This window comes from Bacillus sp. IT-79MI2, from assembly GCF_949768135.1.
Lineage (GTDB): Bacteria > Bacillota > Bacilli > Bacillales > Bacillaceae_G > Bacillus_A > Bacillus_A pseudomycoides.
This window is the reverse complement of the sequence record NZ_CATKPV010000044.1, coordinates 48,479-65,417: the sequence shown is the minus strand read 5'-3', so window position 1 is coordinate 65,417 and position 16,939 is coordinate 48,479. Positions and strand designations below refer to the sequence as shown.

Sequence of the window (16,939 nt, the reverse complement as noted above, 5' to 3'; positions counted from 1 at the left end):
AAATTGGCTTCTTTTTTTACTCTGCACCTTCCGCAGTCGCAATATCATTTTCAAGATTTTCTCTAGATAAATCAGCTGCCATAAAATCAGCTGTTTCTGGAAGTGCTAAATGCATATGTGCTTTTTGACAAATTTCGATCGTACAGTTTTCTACAGTAAAATCAAAAACATGTCCGCCTCCGCTTCGTTCATCATCAATATAATGTAGATGGAAACCGGCTACTCCAATACCTTGCGCATAATCTGGTGTCCAAAATCCTGCCATTGTTCCTTTCGTATGAGAGAAAGAAAAAATCGGCTGTGATTTTGTCACTTTTACAAGTGGTGTATATGGTTTTTCTTGACGCGGAACGGTTCTTGTTCTTACTTCACGGAATGTTCCATCCATGCGAATACCATAAAATAAGTTTTTACTTGGCATTAATTCCTGTAATAAAGATTCTACTTCTTCACGATTCATTGGACGATCAATTGTATAACTCATTTCTTTTTCAAAAAATGTTACAGTGGCAAACGGTGTTGTTTCTTCCGGTGCTACCATTTCTGCAGAACCATCGGAACGTAAATGGTAAAACTCCCCATCAAAAGCAATCATTTCACCATCTAATTCATCAAACGTACCGATGCCAAAATCGCCGTGCTCTTTTAATTTATCAAAGTTGATAATGCCATCATATATACCATCCAATAAAGCTAGCATTGTTGATGTTTGATATACCTCATTATTCGTTTTCATCTTTTTCGCATCAATATCTAATAATTGTGCAATACTCATGTCTATTCTACTCCTTTACCATTAGTTCAATTGGTTTGGTAGTAATTTTTCACTTAATTTAATGTTATCGCGGTAATCAATTGGAATATCAACAATAACAGGGCCTTCTGCTTTCAATGCTTCTTGTAATACCCCTTCTAACTCTTCTGGAGAATTCACACGAAGTCCAATAGCACCGAAGCTTTCTGCATATTTTACAATATCAACATCACCAAATTCTGTCGCTGATGTTCTGCCGTATTTCATCATTTGTTGGAAGGCAACCATATCATATGTACCATCTCTCCAAACAAGATGTACAATTGGAGAATTCAAGCGTACTGCCGTTTCTAATTCCATTGCAGAGAATAAGAAACCACCATCTCCAGAAACAGAAACAACTTTTTTACCTGGTTCCACCAATGTCGCTGCAATTGCCCAAGGAAGTGCAACACCTAACGTTTGCATACCGTTACTAAACAATAAACGGCGTGGCTCATAAGAACGGAAGCATCTCGCCATCCAAATGTAATGTGAACCGATGTCACATGCAACAGTTGTTTCATCATCAATTAACGAACGAAGTGTACGAATGACTTGCAGTGGATGTGTAAGCCCTTGTGAATCGCGAACTGGCACTTCGGCTTGCTCTGATAATTTCGCACGTAATTGATCTAAAATAGCTTCTGATTTTGTTGACAAGATAAGTCTTGGTAATTGCTCTGCAATGCTATCTACCGTTAATGCAATATCACCAATTAATTCACAATTTGGTTGATAGTCATGGTCAATATCAGCTTGATGATCGTCAAGATGAATAATCGTTCTGTCCCCTAACTTATTCCAAAACTTCGGATCATACTCAATTGGGTCATAACCGATAGATAGAACAAGATCAGCCTCTTCTAATAAAATATCGCCTGGTTGATTACGGAATAACCCAACGCGTCCAAAGAAATGACCTTCTAATTCACGTGAAATTGCTCCAGCTGCTTGATACGTTTCAACAACCGGCAATTGTGTATCAGCAATTAACTCACGAACTGCTTTCGTTACTTCATTTGTGCTCGCTCTCATACCAAGTAAAATAACTGGTAATTTTGCAGATTTAATTTGTTCTACAACTGCTGCAATTTTATGTGTGGGAGCGATACCAAGTTGCGGCTGAGAAAGCGTGCCAATAGATGACACGGACGTTTCAGCAGTCATAACATCTTGTGGCAGACTAACAAGCGTTGCTCCCGGATGAGTAGAAGTTGCACTGCGGAATGCATTTGTAAGTGCTTCTGGCACATTATCAGGATGCTCTACTTCTACGCTATATTTTGTGATTGGTTCGAATAGTGCAGCATTATCCATAGATTGATGCGTACGTTTTAAACGATCTGTACGCGGCACTGCACCCGCTAAAGCAACAACGGGATCACTCTCTGCCGTAGCAGTAACAAGACCTGTCGCTAAATTTGATGTCCCTGGTCCCGATGTAACAAGACATACCCCTGGTTTCCCTGTCAATCTCCCAACAGCCGCTGCCATAAATGCTGCGTTTTGTTCATGACGACAAACGATTAACTCAGGTCCACGCTCTTGCAACACATCAAACACAGAATCAATTTTTGCACCTGGAATACCGAAAACATGTGTAACTCCTTGTTCGATTAAACAATCGACAACAAGATCGGCTCCTTTTGTTGTTGTTTTCACGTTGTTTGCTTTTACTTCTGTACTCAAACTAATCATCCCTTTATGTCAAAATCGTGTACAATAAAGCTAGTTATTATGTAAATCACTCATATATTACATATTGTTAATTAACTTGGTGTAATATATCTTGTTGATTATTATATTATAAACGTATTACTTTTCCAACAATATGAATTCGAAATTATTTTGACAATAAAAAATGAAAACCCTTACATGCATCTTCTTATATCAAAATAATATTTTTTATAAATTTTTCCATTTATATTACATATTTTTAAAGGTTTTCTCAACAAATATTCCTTGCCCTATCTTTACTTTATTCCCTGTAAAACTTTCTTTTTATGCAATTGATTGAGAAAAGGAACTTCTGCGAACTCCATAAAAAAAAGACGCTTCCCTCTCAGGAAACGCCTTTCTCATTAAGCTTGATATGCAGTATATAATTCTTCAAGTGGCTTCATAATAATTTTGTTAATATCGCCGATTACAACATTTAAGCGTTGCTCTGCTTCCATTAACTTTACGATTTTTGGATCTTGTTGAATAAGCGCTACAACTTCTTGTGCTTTTTGGTTATCTTCGTCTGTAATTTCTTGTCCTTGCATCATCTTTTGTTGTAAGCCCATTTGCATTGTACGGAATTGATCAAACAGTTGTTTTGATGCCGCATCCCCTTGTACTTCTGCATAACTTGCTTTTAAAGCTTGGAAATCTGTATTTTCTGCAATTGCTTTTTGTAATTCATATGCAACATCATGAATGTTTTTTGTCATTGTATTTTTCCTCCTTTAACGGGCTTGGTCTATTGTCCCCGCCCTTTGAGTGCCTTTTGATACGCACCTTCTTACAATAACAAACTATGCACGAGATGTGAAGAATTTTCACTTTATTTATTAGTATGTATAAGTACAAATTGAAAAACAGATTGAAAACCTTTCTTTTTAGGGTGGAGAGAGCATCCGCCCATGCATAGAAGCGGTCAGTTCCTTTTCCTACCCCATGCCAAGTAAAAACAACAGGAGAAGGCGAGTGGACATCTCCTGTTGTTTTCATAGCCGTAACTGAGATGGTGAGAAAGCAATATATATTGAAAAAACCGATTGAAAACCTTTCTTTTTAGGAGTGAGGGCGTCCGTTCATGCATAAAAGCGGTCGGCCCCATGCTATGTGAAAACAACAGGAGAACATAAGTGGATGTCTCCTATTGTTTTCATAGCCGTGATTTGTATGTTGAAAAAGTAACATGGATTTATATAGACAAAGCGTTACATTAGAAAAAGCAACATGGATTTATATAGACAAAGCGTTACATTAGAAAAAGCAACACTATACCTTGAATCAAACCTATTGTTCCCCCTAACAACGCTCCCAAATATGTAATCATCTTCAATTCACTCTTCGTAATTGATAACACAAGATCTTCTAATCTCTCTGTTGAGAATGTAGATACTTCTTGTTGTACGATTTCAGCAAGACGTAAGTTTTTCAAAATCTGTTCAGTATTGTTTATCCCCCATGCTAAACCTTTTTTCACTAAACTTGGAATCATTGTTTGTACAACTTTTTCCCGAACTGGTTCACACACTTTTTGAACAGACTGATTGAAAAATCCTCTTACAGTTCCCTCTATTTTAACTGTTGATAGGATTGACTTTACAATCGTTTCTTTCTCTATAAAGGAATCTAGTTCCTTCACTTCTCTTCCCTTTAATTTCTCCCACTCTTTTTGCAGTACATCACTTAAAAGTTGCTTCGTTCCTTCTTGTCCTAAAAACTTAATCACTTCTGGCTGCAGACGATCGACTAAACTTACATTCCCTAAAAACATACCTACTAAATTTAATAATGTACCTCGTGAAACAAAAAAGTCATCAATCATTTTGGCAAGACGCTCTTTTCCCTCTTCACTTTCAAAAAAGCTTTTACCTCTTTCTAAAATAAATGATGCTACATTCGGAAGCATTTGCTCCACTTTTTCATGAACAGAACTAGGCAAAGCTTGTTCCCACGTATATGTATAATATTGTGATAAAAACGTCTCAATTTTTTCCACAATCATACTTTCAATTTTTTGAATTGTCTTCCCTTCCACATGCTCCAAGCCCCATTTTTCTAAAACCTCTCGTAATGATTGCTCATTCACCAAAATTTTATCTATCTCTACTTGTCCCCACTGAATAAGCTCTTGCTGAAAGTTTTCATCTGTTAATTTCTTCCCGATCCCTTCCGGTGTTAACAAATGATCCACGACCATTTTTCCTAATTGAACAGCAAGTTCATCACGACGCTTCGGAATCAATCCTGGTGTAAACGGTACTCGAAACTTTCCAATATAAATAGGGCGATGCGGGCGAAATAACATTTTTATCGCTAAATGATTCGTATACCCACCAATTATTGCTCCTAATCCTGTCGTTGTTAACATATTTAACCACATATTCATTACACAATACCAGCCTTCCATTTCTCCAAATATATATATCTTACTACAACCTGTTACAAAAACAATACACAACCAGCCATTTATCTTGAGATACACTGATTTTCTCCATCCATCAGCTACCTTTTGCGATTTCTCACGGCTTAAGATGCAAACTAACTACCACAATTCCCCAAAACCCAATCACTGCCATGACGAACAAAAGATGACCTCCACTCGTTTTCACTTGGCATGGGACCGAAAAAGAATCCGACCGCTTCTATCCATGGACGGATCCTCTTTTCCCTCTAAAAAGAAAGGTTTTTCCATTTGTATGTACATAAATCCATTTCGATTTTTCCATACATCAGTCACTGCTATGAAAACAAAAAGTGACCTCCACTTATTTTCTCCTTTTGATTTCACGTGGCGTAGGGCTAAAAAAGGCCCTGACCGCTTCTATGCTTCATCGGATGCTCTTACCTCTAAAAAGGAATGTCTTTCAATTTGGCTTCTCTCGTCCTAAAACATAGATCATCCAAAAATAGAATATCGTTATCCGGACAACAGTATAATGATATGGAAGCATGTTTGCAATGTACTGAAGCTATTCTCGCAATTGCACAATAGAAATACAAAACAATTGAGCAGTTCTCTCTTCTCTTTTTACATAATGGATAAACTAGAGCACTTAGGATTATATATGCGAATGCGAAAACAGCATGATTATTCACTGGCCGAAGAAGCTTCCCACGGCCCATTACGGTTTAATCGATTTACACCGTAACTGAAAAAGGAGTGACTATTACATTGAAAGATCATATTTACACATTACAAATTTCTATCGATCATCCAAGATCGCTAACATTGCCCTATATATTTTCTAGTACTTCTCCCCTTACATTTCTTTCCTTCGGCACACGAAATACGACATGTGAAAATATTGAAATTCATTATACTTATGCTCACGAAATTATAATTGGCGAACAAATTGCGAAAGAACTTTATCTTCCATTTCCAACTACCGTGCATGCTTTCATTCAAAATCAAACACTTATATTTGGACCATTGATTGGTATTTTCACAACAGGTTTTACAGAATCAGCTGCTAATCCAATTGGCAATCGTTCCATCAGTTTCAAGGAGTTACTGATCCCACCTCACTCTTTACATCCATTTGTTTTCTTATTTGGTGCACAACATATAAACTGGGATGAGGAAACAATTGATGGATACTTTTTTAAAGGGGAAAACTGGATACAATATAAAGTTCCTTTTCCAAACGTTATTTATGATCGGCTACCTAATCGAGAAGCAGAACTTTACAAACCTATTATCAGAACAAAAAAACGATTACAAACGAAGTACACCATTCCATGGTTTAACCCAGGTTTTTTTAACAAATGGAATATACACCAGCTGCTTACAAATGAAAAAACAGTCGCTTCTCTGTTACCTCAAACAGAAACATTTCAGCACTTCGAGCAAGTAGAGAATTTCTTATCATCATATAAACACATTTATATGAAACCTGTGCATGGTAGTTTTGGACGAAATATTTATCAAATTTTTTATTCCACTTCAGAAAACAGTTATTATTGTCGTTACCGCGAGGCAGGGCAGAATAAATTACGAAAGTATCACTCTTTAGAAACACTTATCAATCATGTTATGCAAGGCCATGATTTAAAAACATTTATTGTTCAACAAGGAATTGTATTATTACGTATAGGTGGGCAGCCAGTAGACTTTCGTATTCATACAAATAAAAATCGTTTTGGAAGTTGGAGAGTCAGTGCCATCGTTGCAAAAATCGCCGGGAAAGGCAGTATGACAACTCATATAGATAGCGGCGGAGAAGTAAAACTACTCCAAGATATTTTTTCTGATGCAACGGAGCGTGTTCGAATCACGAATAAATTGACAGATGCAGCCTTGCGACTAAGTTCTATTTTAGATCAGCAAACGGAAGGAAATATTGGAGAAATTGGTTTTGATTTTGGTTTAGATAAAGATGAGAAGATTTGGCTATTTGAAGCCAATTCCAAACCTGGAAGAACTATATTTCAATCCGAAACACTACAAGAATATAGTGAACTGACGAGACAGCTATTTTACGAGTACGCCATGCATTTAACAGAACATCATCTTTCTCGTCCGAAAGGGCTATTACCAGAAGATAAAACTTCCACCCTATAATAGGTGGAAGTTTTTTTATTACACCAGTTTCACCGTTAATTCAGTTTGTGTACCACACGTCCCGCAATAGAAAACATGAACACAATATTGCTGAGAATTCTCCCCTGTTAAACTGTCTACCTCTATTAATAAATCTTGATCCATATATGCGCTATAAGCATCTGTATAATCTACAACTTTTCCATAATCTTGGAGTACATTCAGGCAACTTTGACAAGAATATACTTGAGCTTCCAGTGCATTGCAAAGTGGACATATTCCCATTTATAACTCCTCCAATCCTAGAGGTTTCATATTTACGATTAGTGTGACCTTCTTTTAGAAAAATACAAATTAAAAAAACGAAATAAAATCCTTCTTTTTAGGTGAGAGAGAGCATCCGGCCATGCATAGAAGCGTTCAGATCCTTTTCCTGCCCCATGCCAAGTGAAAACACAGAGAGAAAAAGAGTGCAGGTCACCTTTAGTTATCCATAGCTGTAACTTATATGCTGAAAAATCAAAATCGGTATATATTTTTACAAAATTTACAAATTATTAACTCGCATATCTTTCTACGTAACATCCATACTATGAGTACATTCACTTCAAACGATGGATTAGCGCCAAACGAGGCGATAATCTGGTTCAACTCCAGCTAATCCAACCAAAAAAATTTCTATACTTTAAGGAGGATATATTCCTATGGCAAACCAAAACAATCCATTAGTAGTACCAGGTGCAACAGCTGCAATCGATCAAATGAAATATGAAATCGCTCAAGAATTTGGTGTACAATTAGGAGCAGATTCTACAGCTCGTGCAAACGGTTCTGTTGGTGGCGAAATTACAAAACGTTTAGTAGCAATGGCTGAGCAAAGCCTTGGCGGATACCAAAAATAAATATATATGGCAAAAAAGGTCTCAAGCATTCGCTTGAGACCTTTCTTTCTACCCTAGCATTTGTAAAAATCGCTTCGTTCGTTCTTCTTTCGGATTTGTAAATACCTCTTCTGGCGTACCTTCTTCCACAACAACGCCACCATCCATAAAGATAACACGATTCGCAATTTGATGAGCAAAGCGCATTTCGTGCGTTACAATCACCATCGTCATTCCTTCTTGTGCAAGTTCCTTCATTACCTTTAGGAACTCTTGTACAAGTTCTGGGTCTAACGCTGATGTTGGTTCATCAAATAATAAAACTTCTGGTTCCATCGCAAGCGCACGAGCAATTCCAACGCGTTGTTGCTGGCCACCAGATAGTTGGAATGGATATAACTCCATTTTGTCACCAAGTCCAACCTTCTCAAGGAAATATGTCGCTTTTTTCTTCGCTTCTTCTTTCCCTACTTTTTTCACTGTAACAAGCCCTTCCATTACATTTTGGATTGCTGTTAAATGAGGAAATAAATTATGATGCTGGAACACCATACCTGTTTGTGTACGAAGATTTACAATATCTTTCTTCGTTACTTTTTTAGAGAAATCCAGCTCTTTGTCACCAATGCGAACAATACCTGCATTTGGTGTTTCTAATACATTCAGGCAACGTAAAAATGTTGTCTTACCAGATCCAGATGGCCCAATAATGACAACAACTTCACCTTTCTCCACTGATAAATCAATATGCTTTAGTACCGTGTTATCACCGAAACTCTTTTGTAAATGTTGAATTGAAATCATAAAAACAAAAACTCCTTTTATAAAAGGATTATTATTTAAGCGTATAACGCTCTGAACGTTTTTCTAATATTTGTTGCACGATAGATAATAAGAAACAAATCGCCCAATAAATAAGACCTGCTTCAAAATAAACAATTAAAAATTCATAGTTCATTGCTGCAATTTCCTGTGCTTTTCGAAACAGCTCTGTTACTAAAATTAATGATGCTAATGAAGTATCCTTCACTAAGCTAATAAACGTATTCGAAAGCGGTGGAATCGATACACGTGTCGCTTGTGGTAAAATAATGCGTTTTAGCGCCTGTGGATATGTCATCCCAATTGTATATGCTGCTTCCCATTGCCCTTTTGGAATAGACAAAATAGAAGCACGAATAATTTCAGATGCATATGCACCAACATTTAATGAAAAACCAATAATAGCTGCTGGATATGGATCAATCTCAATGTTAAGAGTTGGAAGTCCATAGAAAATAATAAACAATTGTACAAGAAGTGGTGTTCCGCGAATAATAGATACATAGATACGAGCAATCCATTGTAGTAGGCGGCTACTTGAAATACGTGCTAAAGCAGTAAATATCGCCAATATAATACCGATCACAAATGTGATAATCGTTAATGGGATTGTCGTGAAAAGAGCACCCTCTAGCATAGGCATGAAGGATGCTTGCATAATATCTACCCATGTAGATAATCGATCTGTAATCAATGCATTACTTAGATACATTTTCACCGAACCATTTTTTCGTTATTTTGTCATACGTACCATCTTTTTTCATATCTTCTAACGCTTTATCTACTTCTTGTACAAGCTTATCGCTACCTTTACGGAATAAGAACCCACTTTGTGACGCTTCTTTTTCTGTTGCTGCAATTTTAATGTTTGCATCTTTTTTCGTTTGTAAATAGTTTAACACTGATAATTTATCATTGATTGTGAAATCAACGCGACCTGTATTAAGTAGTTCTACTGCTTGACTAAAGCCTTCTACCCCTTGAATCTTCGCACCATTTTTCTTTGCAAGATCCGCATAGTTACTTGTTAAAGACTGTGCTGCTGTTAATCCTTTTACATCTGTAAATGAAGCAGGTTTATCTTTATCCTTTGCAACGACAAGTGCTGCTGAAGAAGAAATATACGGTTTAGAGAAATCATACTTCTTTTGACGATCTTCACGAATTCCGACTTCATTCGCAACCATATCGAAACGTTTTGCATCAAGCCCTGCAAGCAAGCTATCCCATTGTGTTTCTTTAAATACTGGTTTCACACCGAGACGTTTTGCAACTTCTTCTGTTAACTCAACGTCAAATCCAGTTAATTTTCCACCTCCATCATGGAATGTAAACGGTGGGTATGTACCTTCTGTACCAACAACGAATTCACCGCTTTTTTTAATTTGTTGCAATGCATCTTGACTAGTAGCTGTATCTTTTTTCTCTTCTTTGCCACAGCCCGCCACAATACCGACTGCTAGTGTAGCTACTGCAAGCACTGAAAATAATTTCTTCATGATATTAGTCCTCCAAGTATTCTGATAGGAATTTAAAAACTATATTGATTGTATGCAATCTTGAACAATTTTTCAATGAAAATGTTCGTCATTAGTGTATCCTTTTTTTTCATAATCAAACAACATGATATAAAATCGCCACATACAAAAAATAAGTAACATTTTTAAATATAGCACTTCTAAGAAAAAAGGTAAAACAATACTTACTTTAAAACAAAAAACCTTTCTTTTTGGTTGGGAGAGAGCTTCCGCCCATGCATAAATGCGAGCAGGGCCTTTTTTGCCCATGCCGTGTGAAAACAAAAGGAGAAAATGAGTGAAAATCTGCTTTTGTTTTCGTAGCACCGACTTATTTGTTGAAAAATCAATATGGATTTATATATACAAAAAAGAACTTGCTACCATAGCAAGTTCCTTTAAGAGTCTAATACACAATACCCGATCATTCCGCACAGTAATAAAAAGAAAGCAATGTTAAATGTAACTGTTAATTCTTCCATCTTTATCTCCCCCTTGCTTCCAACATATCACATGGATAAGGAAAGAGATGGGCGCATTTGTAAACATTACTTTAAAGTTTCCTGAACATTTCGTGAAAGTTACGCACTTTGACTTCCTTCTATTTGCGTTTTATACATTTCATAATAACGACCCTTTTTCTGCATTAATTCTTCATGTGACCCTTTTTCAAGAATAGTGCCCCGATCGAGCACAATGATTTGATCTGCACTCTTAATTGTGGAAAGGCGATGTGCAATGATAAATGTTGTTCTTCCTTTCTTTACAACTTCTAGTGCCCCCTGAATCATCGCCTCAGTCTCTGTATCAATACTTGAGGTCGCTTCATCTAACACTAAAATAGCAGGATCAAATGCTAACGCACGCGCGAAAGATATAAGTTGGCGCTCCCCAGTCGATAGGGTACTTCCTTTTTCCGTAATTTCTTCTTCTATATTGTTAGCAAATCGCTCTGCCCCTACATCGTGCAGTGCTTTTATAATTCGAGCCTTTGAAATCCTTGGATGTTCTAAGCTTACATTCGATGCAACTGTACCACTAAATAGAAATGGATCTTGCAGTACAATCCCCATATGCTCACGGAGTGCCTGCTTTGGTATCTCTTTCACGTCACGCCCATCAATTGTCAGTTTTCCTTTTTGAAACTCATAAAATTGGAAGAGTACATTCATAATGGAACTTTTCCCCGATCCCGTATGACCAACAAGGGCCACCGTCTCTCCTTTTTTTGCCTCGAAAGAAATATTTTTTAACACTTCATCTTTCCCATTATAAGAAAATGAAACATCATCAAATCGAACATTTCCATTAAGACGTGGTATACGTTCCTCTTCCACTACTTCGCCCTTTTCATCCAGCAGTTCAAATACACGTTCCGATGCAACGCGCGCTTGCTCTAAATTCGCAAGCTGGTTTACCATATTTGTAATGGGTGAGAAGAGCCTTGTTAAATAATCGACGAATGCATACAGTATCCCTAAAGAGATAATCCCAGCAGCGCTCAAAGAGGCACCACCAAAATACCAAATAACCGCCGTAAAAGCAATGTTGCGTAAGACACCTACTAAATTATGCGATGTCGCTGCATTTAAATTTAAAATTTTATTTTGGTACTTAAAGTAATCTTCATTTAATTCTTCAAATTCTTTCTTTGTTGCACGTTCTTGACGAAATGCCTGGATGATAGGCATTCCTTGGATGGATTCATTCACTGTTCCATTAATATCTGATAACCGAGAGCGCATCTTATGATTGTACACAGAGGCATATTTTCTATATACAACAGCCCAAACAATTAAAATTGGTACGATAATTAAACATAACAGCGCTAATTTCATATCAAGTAAAAATAAAGCAATAAAGATTCCAATAATATAAATAAAACTAGAAACAAATGTCGCTAAAACTGTTACATATAACTCCCGAATGGCCTCCGTATCATTCGTTACACGCGATACAATTTTCCCTGCTGGTAAATGGTCGAAATAACGAATCGGTAATGTTTGAATATGAGAAAAGACATCTTCACGCATAATTTGAATGATTTTATTAGATGCTTTCTGTAAGAAAAACTGTTTACCATATGCAAATAAAGATACAACTAACAATAGTGCAAAATATCCTCCGCCAAGTAAAAGTAATCGTTTCATCTCAGGTTCATAAAACGAATACACTTCTTTGGTTGTTAACATTTTTGCTTTATACACTTGCGTTGCTTTTCCACTTTGAACTGTAATAACATCTCCCTTTACAGAACGTGTTCCCTCTGCTGCAACCTTATTAGGTACAAAATAATAAGTGAAACCAACTTGTATAATACGAACTTCTTTTCCTTTTTGTTCACCTTGTTCAAAGCGGTCGCTTCGCTTATACCAATCTCCGTTATAAAGTACGGCATCGTCCCCTTGCACTGTTTCATGCCATGGTTTCTCAATACCGACAATATGATCATCAATCATTGTCTTTGCTACAAATGGACCTGCAAGCTCTGCAATAACGAAAATAAATAACATTGCAAGTGCCACAAAAATGGTTCCCTTTACTTTCATAGCGTATTGAAATAACCGTTTTCCAACACTCATATTTTCACCTCACCCTCTACGTTTTCGCCCTGCTGTCTTTCAAACTGCTCCGCATACCAGTCACCATTCAAAATGAGCCTATCATGTGTTCCCTCTTCGATAATTTCACCATTATCCATAACGAGAATCCAATCAGCATGCTGCACAGCTGACAGGCGGTGCGTTGTTATAATTGTTGTTTTTCCGCTTCTTTCTCTTCGTATATTTTCAATAATTGCTGCTTCCGTCCTGGCATCCACAGCTGATAATGAATCATCTAAAATTAAAATTTCTGGATTTTGAATAACTGCTCGTGCAATCGAAATTCGCTGTTTTTGCCCACCAGATAAAGAAACACCTTTCTCTCCAACAAGCGTCTCTAATCCTTCTGAAAGGAACTCCAAATCTTTTTTGAATGCTGCGATTTCAATAGCCTTTTCAAGTTCCTCCTGACTTGCTTCCCTGTTTCCAAATAAAATATTTTCACGTGCTGTTTTTGAAAATAGAATATGCTCTTGTGGTACATATCCAATCCAGCTTCGTACGTTTTCAGTCGAAATTTCACCTAGCGCAACATTCGACACTGTAATATCCCCTCCTCCAAGTGGATACTGGCGAAGAAGCTGACGAACAAGAGTCGTTTTACCACTTCCTGTTTTCCCAACAATGCCAAGCGTTTCTCCTTGTTTTAATGAAAAAGAAACATTTTTCAAATTCAGCTCAGGTGAAGCCGGATACGAAAAGGAAACTTTATCAAAGTCGATATACTCTGGTTCGTGTACACGCGTCGGTTTTTTCACGTTCTTCACGTCAGGCTCATACGCCAACGTTTCATTGACACGATCTAACGAAGCATTTCCGCGCTGCATGACATTTATTAATTCACCAATCGCAAACATTGGCCAAATCATCATCCCAAGGTAGACGTTAAAAGAAACAAGTTCGCCAAGCGTAACCTTCGATTGGAAAACTAAAAACGCTCCATATACAAGACCAATCAAATAACTAAGACCAACTAGCATCTTCACCGTCGGCTGAAACAGTGCATCAATTCTTGCTACTTTCATATTTTTTTCATATACATCTGTTCCTAGTTGATGAAATCTTTGCTCATCAGCTTTTTCCTGTACATATGCACGGATAACACGCACGCCTGCAATCGATTCAAGTACTTTATCATTCATATCTCCAAAAGCATCTTGAGCAATCGTAAAGCGTTCATGTAACTTCTTCCCATATATATTCATCGCATATGCCATAATCGGCAAGGGCAGAAGTGCCGCAATTGTAAGTTGCCAACTGATTGAAAATCCCATCATAAAAACAATTGTGAGCATATATAAACTAGAATCAACAAGTGTCAAAATCCCAAAACCAGCAGTCATAGCAATCGCCTTTAAATCATTTGTCGCTCTCGCCATTAAATCACCAGTACGATTTTTGTGATAAAAGGTCGGCGTCATTTTCAACAAGTGCCCCATAAATTTTGAACGCATCGTTTTTTCAAGCACGAATGCACCGCCAAATAATTGGTGCTGCCATACGTAGGTGAGTACATACCCACCAACTGCCGCTCCAAATAAAATCCAAACATACTGTATAATCACTTCGTTTGTTAAAGAACCTACTTTTATATGATCAATTGTTAACCCAATTACTTTCGGAGGAATTACCTCTATTACATTTACAATTAGAAGCACTCCAATCGCGATGCTATACCTCTTCCAATGTTCTTTAAAAAACCATGTTAACTTTTGTAATACTGAAAACAATGAAATCTCTCCCTTCTCGATCTTGTTTCAGTCTATTTCTGTTATCCACTATCAAAAGCCCCTGCTTTTACACCGTACCAATTGTACTGATTCACCATATCTTCTCACCTTCCGTATTTTTTCTACCCCGCTATTTGCGGGCAGTAAAATCCCCACCTCAAGATTCAGCAAGAAATGAGAACGATAGATAAGGGGATAACTGCCCGTAAATGCCCGATTGGTTCAACTAACCATCCGTGGGAGATAAATCCCCCTTACGGATGGAAGTTTCACTTTATCGAAACCATACAAAGTATGGAAACAACCAAAATAGAGACAAAAAAACGCATACCGCCGCTTGACGATATGCGAGAAAACGCATAAAAGCGTACGTTACGAAATACGCAACGTACGCTTTTTTTGAAAACAAAAAAGCACTATCTTTCCGTACGGGTTGCGTAATGATATGAATGTTTCCCACCATGTAATCCAACTAAGCCAGTCATATTTACCATTACAATCATTACGCGCACCCCCTTCATTTATTTTCCATTTTTAATTTTATAACTTTATCAACTTTTCTGTCAATTGTTTTTTTCATTATTTTACAAAACAAACTTTTATCACAAAAAATAAAAGATGTACAATACCACTTCGATACTCGAAAAAATTATCTATCGATATTATTATAGATAATCCTATATTTCACTTACAAATAAGGTAAACCCCTTTAAGAAAGGGCATACAAAATAAAAATCATATAAGAAATCGTTTCCATAAACATTTTGTTTGAAAAATATTCTCAAACCCCCTACAATCACCATATACTCACTCTTACAAGTTGCTATTTTAGGAGGACAAATCATGACAACTAGCAATACGTACAAATTTTATTTAAACGGTGAATGGAGAGAAAGCTCTTCTGGGCAAACAATTGATATTCCATCACCATATTTACACGAAGTAATTGGTAAAGTACAAGCAATTACTCGCGGGGAAGTTGACGAAGCAGTTAAATCAGCACAACAAGCTCAAAAAGAATGGGCGGAAGCTTCTCTTCAAGATCGTGCAAAATATTTATATAAATGGGCTGATGAGCTTGTAAATATGCGAGATGAAATTGCCGATATCGTAATGAAAGAAGTCGGTAAAGGTTATAAAGATGCGAAAAAAGAAGTTGTTCGTACAGCGGACTTAATTCGTTACACTGTAGACGAAGCACTTCATATGCATGGCGAAAGCATGATGGGTGATAGCTTCCCTGGTGGATCTAAATCCAAGCTTGCAATCATTCAACGTGCACCACGTGGTGTTGTTTTAGCAATCGCACCATTTAACTACCCTGTAAACTTATCTGCTGCAAAACTTGCACCAGCTCTTATTATGGGGAACGCTGTTATCTTTAAACCAGCAACACAAGGCGCAATTAGCGGTATTAAAATGGTTGAAGCTCTTCATAAAGCAGGTCTTCCAAAAGGACTTGTAAACGTAGCAACAGGACGCGGTTCTGTTATCGGCGACTACTTAGTAGAACATCCTGGCGTAAATATGGTATCGTTCACAGGTGGTACAAACACAGGTGCTCACTTAGCGAAAAAAGCTGCTATGATTCCGCTTGTATTAGAACTTGGCGGTAAAGACCCTGGTATCGTACGTGAAGATGCTGACCTAGGGGAAGCTGCAAAACATATCGTTAGCGGCGCATTCTCATACTCAGGTCAACGCTGTACTGCAATCAAGCGCGTGCTTGTACATGAAAATGTAGCGGACGAGCTTGTTAGCTTATTAAAAGATCAAGTGGCTGAATTAACTGTTGGTTCTCCAGAACAAGACAGTACAATCGTGCCATTAATCGACGATAAATCTGCTGATTTCGTTCAAGGATTAGTTGACGATGCAGTAGAAAAAGGCGCTACAATCGTAATTGGTAACAAACGCGAGCGCAACTTAATTTACCCAACATTAATTGACAATGTAACAGAAGATATGAAAGTTGCTTGGGAAGAGCCATTCGGCCCAATCCTTCCAATCATCCGTGTTTCTTCTGATGAACAAGCAATTGAAATTGCGAACAAATCAGATTTCGGCTTACAAGCAAGTGTCTTCACAAAAGACATTAATAAAGCATTTGCAATTGCAAACAAAATTGACACTGGTTCCGTTCAAATTAACGGACGTACAGAGCGTGGTCCTGACCACTTCCCATTCATCGGCGTAAAAGGTTCTGGTATGGGAGCACAAGGTATCCGTAAGAGCCTTGAGTCTATGACACGTGAGAAAGTAACTGTATTAAACTTAGTTTAATATTTTAGAAGCTAGTCTACAGCTGTAGATTAGCTTCTTTTTATATTC

General features: G+C 37.3%; 14 protein-coding genes. 3 read left to right on the top strand and 11 right to left on the bottom strand.

The annotated features are described in order from the left end of the window. Positions 1–16: 16 nt before the first annotated feature. The 4 genes from budA to ACM6HU_RS03135 all read right to left on the bottom strand — a co-directional run bounded on the left by budA (position 17) and on the right by ACM6HU_RS03135 (position 4,922). The gene (gene budA / locus ACM6HU_RS03150; RefSeq protein ID WP_016113277.1) at positions 17–775 is read right to left on the bottom strand and encodes an acetolactate decarboxylase; all 759 of its coding nucleotides are present in this window, start codon (positions 773–775) and stop codon (positions 17–19) included. Positions 776–796: 21 nt separating this feature from the next. Next, the gene (gene alsS, locus ACM6HU_RS03145) at positions 797–2,485 is read right to left on the bottom strand and encodes an acetolactate synthase AlsS (protein ID WP_016113276.1); all 1,689 of its coding nucleotides are present in this window, start codon (positions 2,483–2,485) and stop codon (positions 797–799) included. Between the two features lie 392 nt (positions 2,486–2,877). Beyond that, positions 2,878–3,231 carry a YlbF/YmcA family competence regulator gene (locus ACM6HU_RS03140; RefSeq protein WP_016113275.1) on the bottom strand — a complete coding sequence of 118 codons (354 nt, stop codon included), beginning with the start codon at positions 3,229–3,231 and terminating at the stop codon, positions 2,878–2,880. A gap of 533 nt (positions 3,232–3,764) precedes the next feature. Beyond that, positions 3,765–4,922, bottom strand: coding sequence for a DUF445 domain-containing protein (locus ACM6HU_RS03135; RefSeq protein ID WP_033671373.1), 1,158 nt, complete (start codon positions 4,920–4,922; stop codon positions 3,765–3,767). A gap of 765 nt (positions 4,923–5,687) precedes the next feature. Between ACM6HU_RS03135 and ACM6HU_RS03130 the strand changes: the two genes are divergently transcribed. Continuing rightward, entirely contained in the window at positions 5,688–7,076 is a 1,389-nt protein-coding gene (locus tag ACM6HU_RS03130) for a YheC/YheD family protein (RefSeq protein WP_414847985.1), read from the top strand. A gap of 18 nt (positions 7,077–7,094) precedes the next feature. Here ACM6HU_RS03130 and ACM6HU_RS03125 read toward each other — a convergent pair whose 3' ends face one another. Next, positions 7,095–7,340 (bottom strand): hypothetical protein, encoded by a 246-nt coding sequence (locus ACM6HU_RS03125; RefSeq protein ID WP_016113272.1) that lies wholly within the window; start codon positions 7,338–7,340, stop codon positions 7,095–7,097. 419 nt (positions 7,341–7,759) lie between these two features. Here ACM6HU_RS03125 and ACM6HU_RS03120 point away from each other — a divergent pair, with 419 nt between their 5' ends. After that, complete coding sequence (locus ACM6HU_RS03120; protein WP_003195499.1) at positions 7,760–7,957, top strand: alpha/beta-type small acid-soluble spore protein; 198 nt, start codon at positions 7,760–7,762, stop codon at positions 7,955–7,957. A gap of 48 nt (positions 7,958–8,005) precedes the next feature. Here the strand turns inward: ACM6HU_RS03120 and ACM6HU_RS03115 are convergent, their stop codons facing one another. The 6 genes from ACM6HU_RS03115 to ACM6HU_RS03090 all read right to left on the bottom strand — a co-directional run bounded on the left by ACM6HU_RS03115 (position 8,006) and on the right by ACM6HU_RS03090 (position 14,608). Further along, positions 8,006–8,740: an amino acid ABC transporter ATP-binding protein gene (locus ACM6HU_RS03115; RefSeq protein ID WP_077295149.1), complete on the bottom strand. Its 735-nt coding sequence runs from the start codon at positions 8,738–8,740 to the stop codon at positions 8,006–8,008. Between the two features lie 31 nt (positions 8,741–8,771). Further along, on the bottom strand, positions 8,772–9,470 hold the full coding sequence (locus ACM6HU_RS03110) for an amino acid ABC transporter permease (protein ID WP_016113270.1): 699 nt from the start codon (positions 9,468–9,470) through the stop codon (positions 8,772–8,774). Beyond that, on the bottom strand, positions 9,457–10,257 hold the full coding sequence (locus tag ACM6HU_RS03105) for an amino acid ABC transporter substrate-binding protein (protein WP_077295147.1): 801 nt from the start codon (positions 10,255–10,257) through the stop codon (positions 9,457–9,459). Before ACM6HU_RS03105 ends, ACM6HU_RS03110 begins: the two co-directional genes overlap by 14 nt. Positions 10,258–10,329: 72 nt before the next feature. Further along, complete coding sequence (locus ACM6HU_RS03100; protein WP_414847984.1) at positions 10,330–10,602, bottom strand: hypothetical protein; 273 nt, start codon at positions 10,600–10,602, stop codon at positions 10,330–10,332. A gap of 254 nt (positions 10,603–10,856) precedes the next feature. Further along, entirely contained in the window at positions 10,857–12,857 is a 2,001-nt protein-coding gene (locus ACM6HU_RS03095) for an ABC transporter ATP-binding protein (protein ID WP_077295145.1), read from the bottom strand. Beyond that, positions 12,854–14,608, bottom strand: coding sequence for an ABC transporter ATP-binding protein (locus tag ACM6HU_RS03090; protein ID WP_077295143.1), 1,755 nt, complete (start codon positions 14,606–14,608; stop codon positions 12,854–12,856). Before ACM6HU_RS03090 ends, ACM6HU_RS03095 begins: the two co-directional genes overlap by 4 nt. 843 nt (positions 14,609–15,451) lie before the next feature. On the opposite strand from ACM6HU_RS03090, the gene ACM6HU_RS03085 reads away from it, so the two are divergent. Further along, a complete protein-coding gene (locus tag ACM6HU_RS03085; protein WP_016113266.1) occupies positions 15,452–16,891 on the top strand; it encodes an NADP-dependent glyceraldehyde-3-phosphate dehydrogenase in 1,440 nt (479 codons plus the stop codon). Positions 16,892–16,939 lie beyond the last annotated feature (48 nt).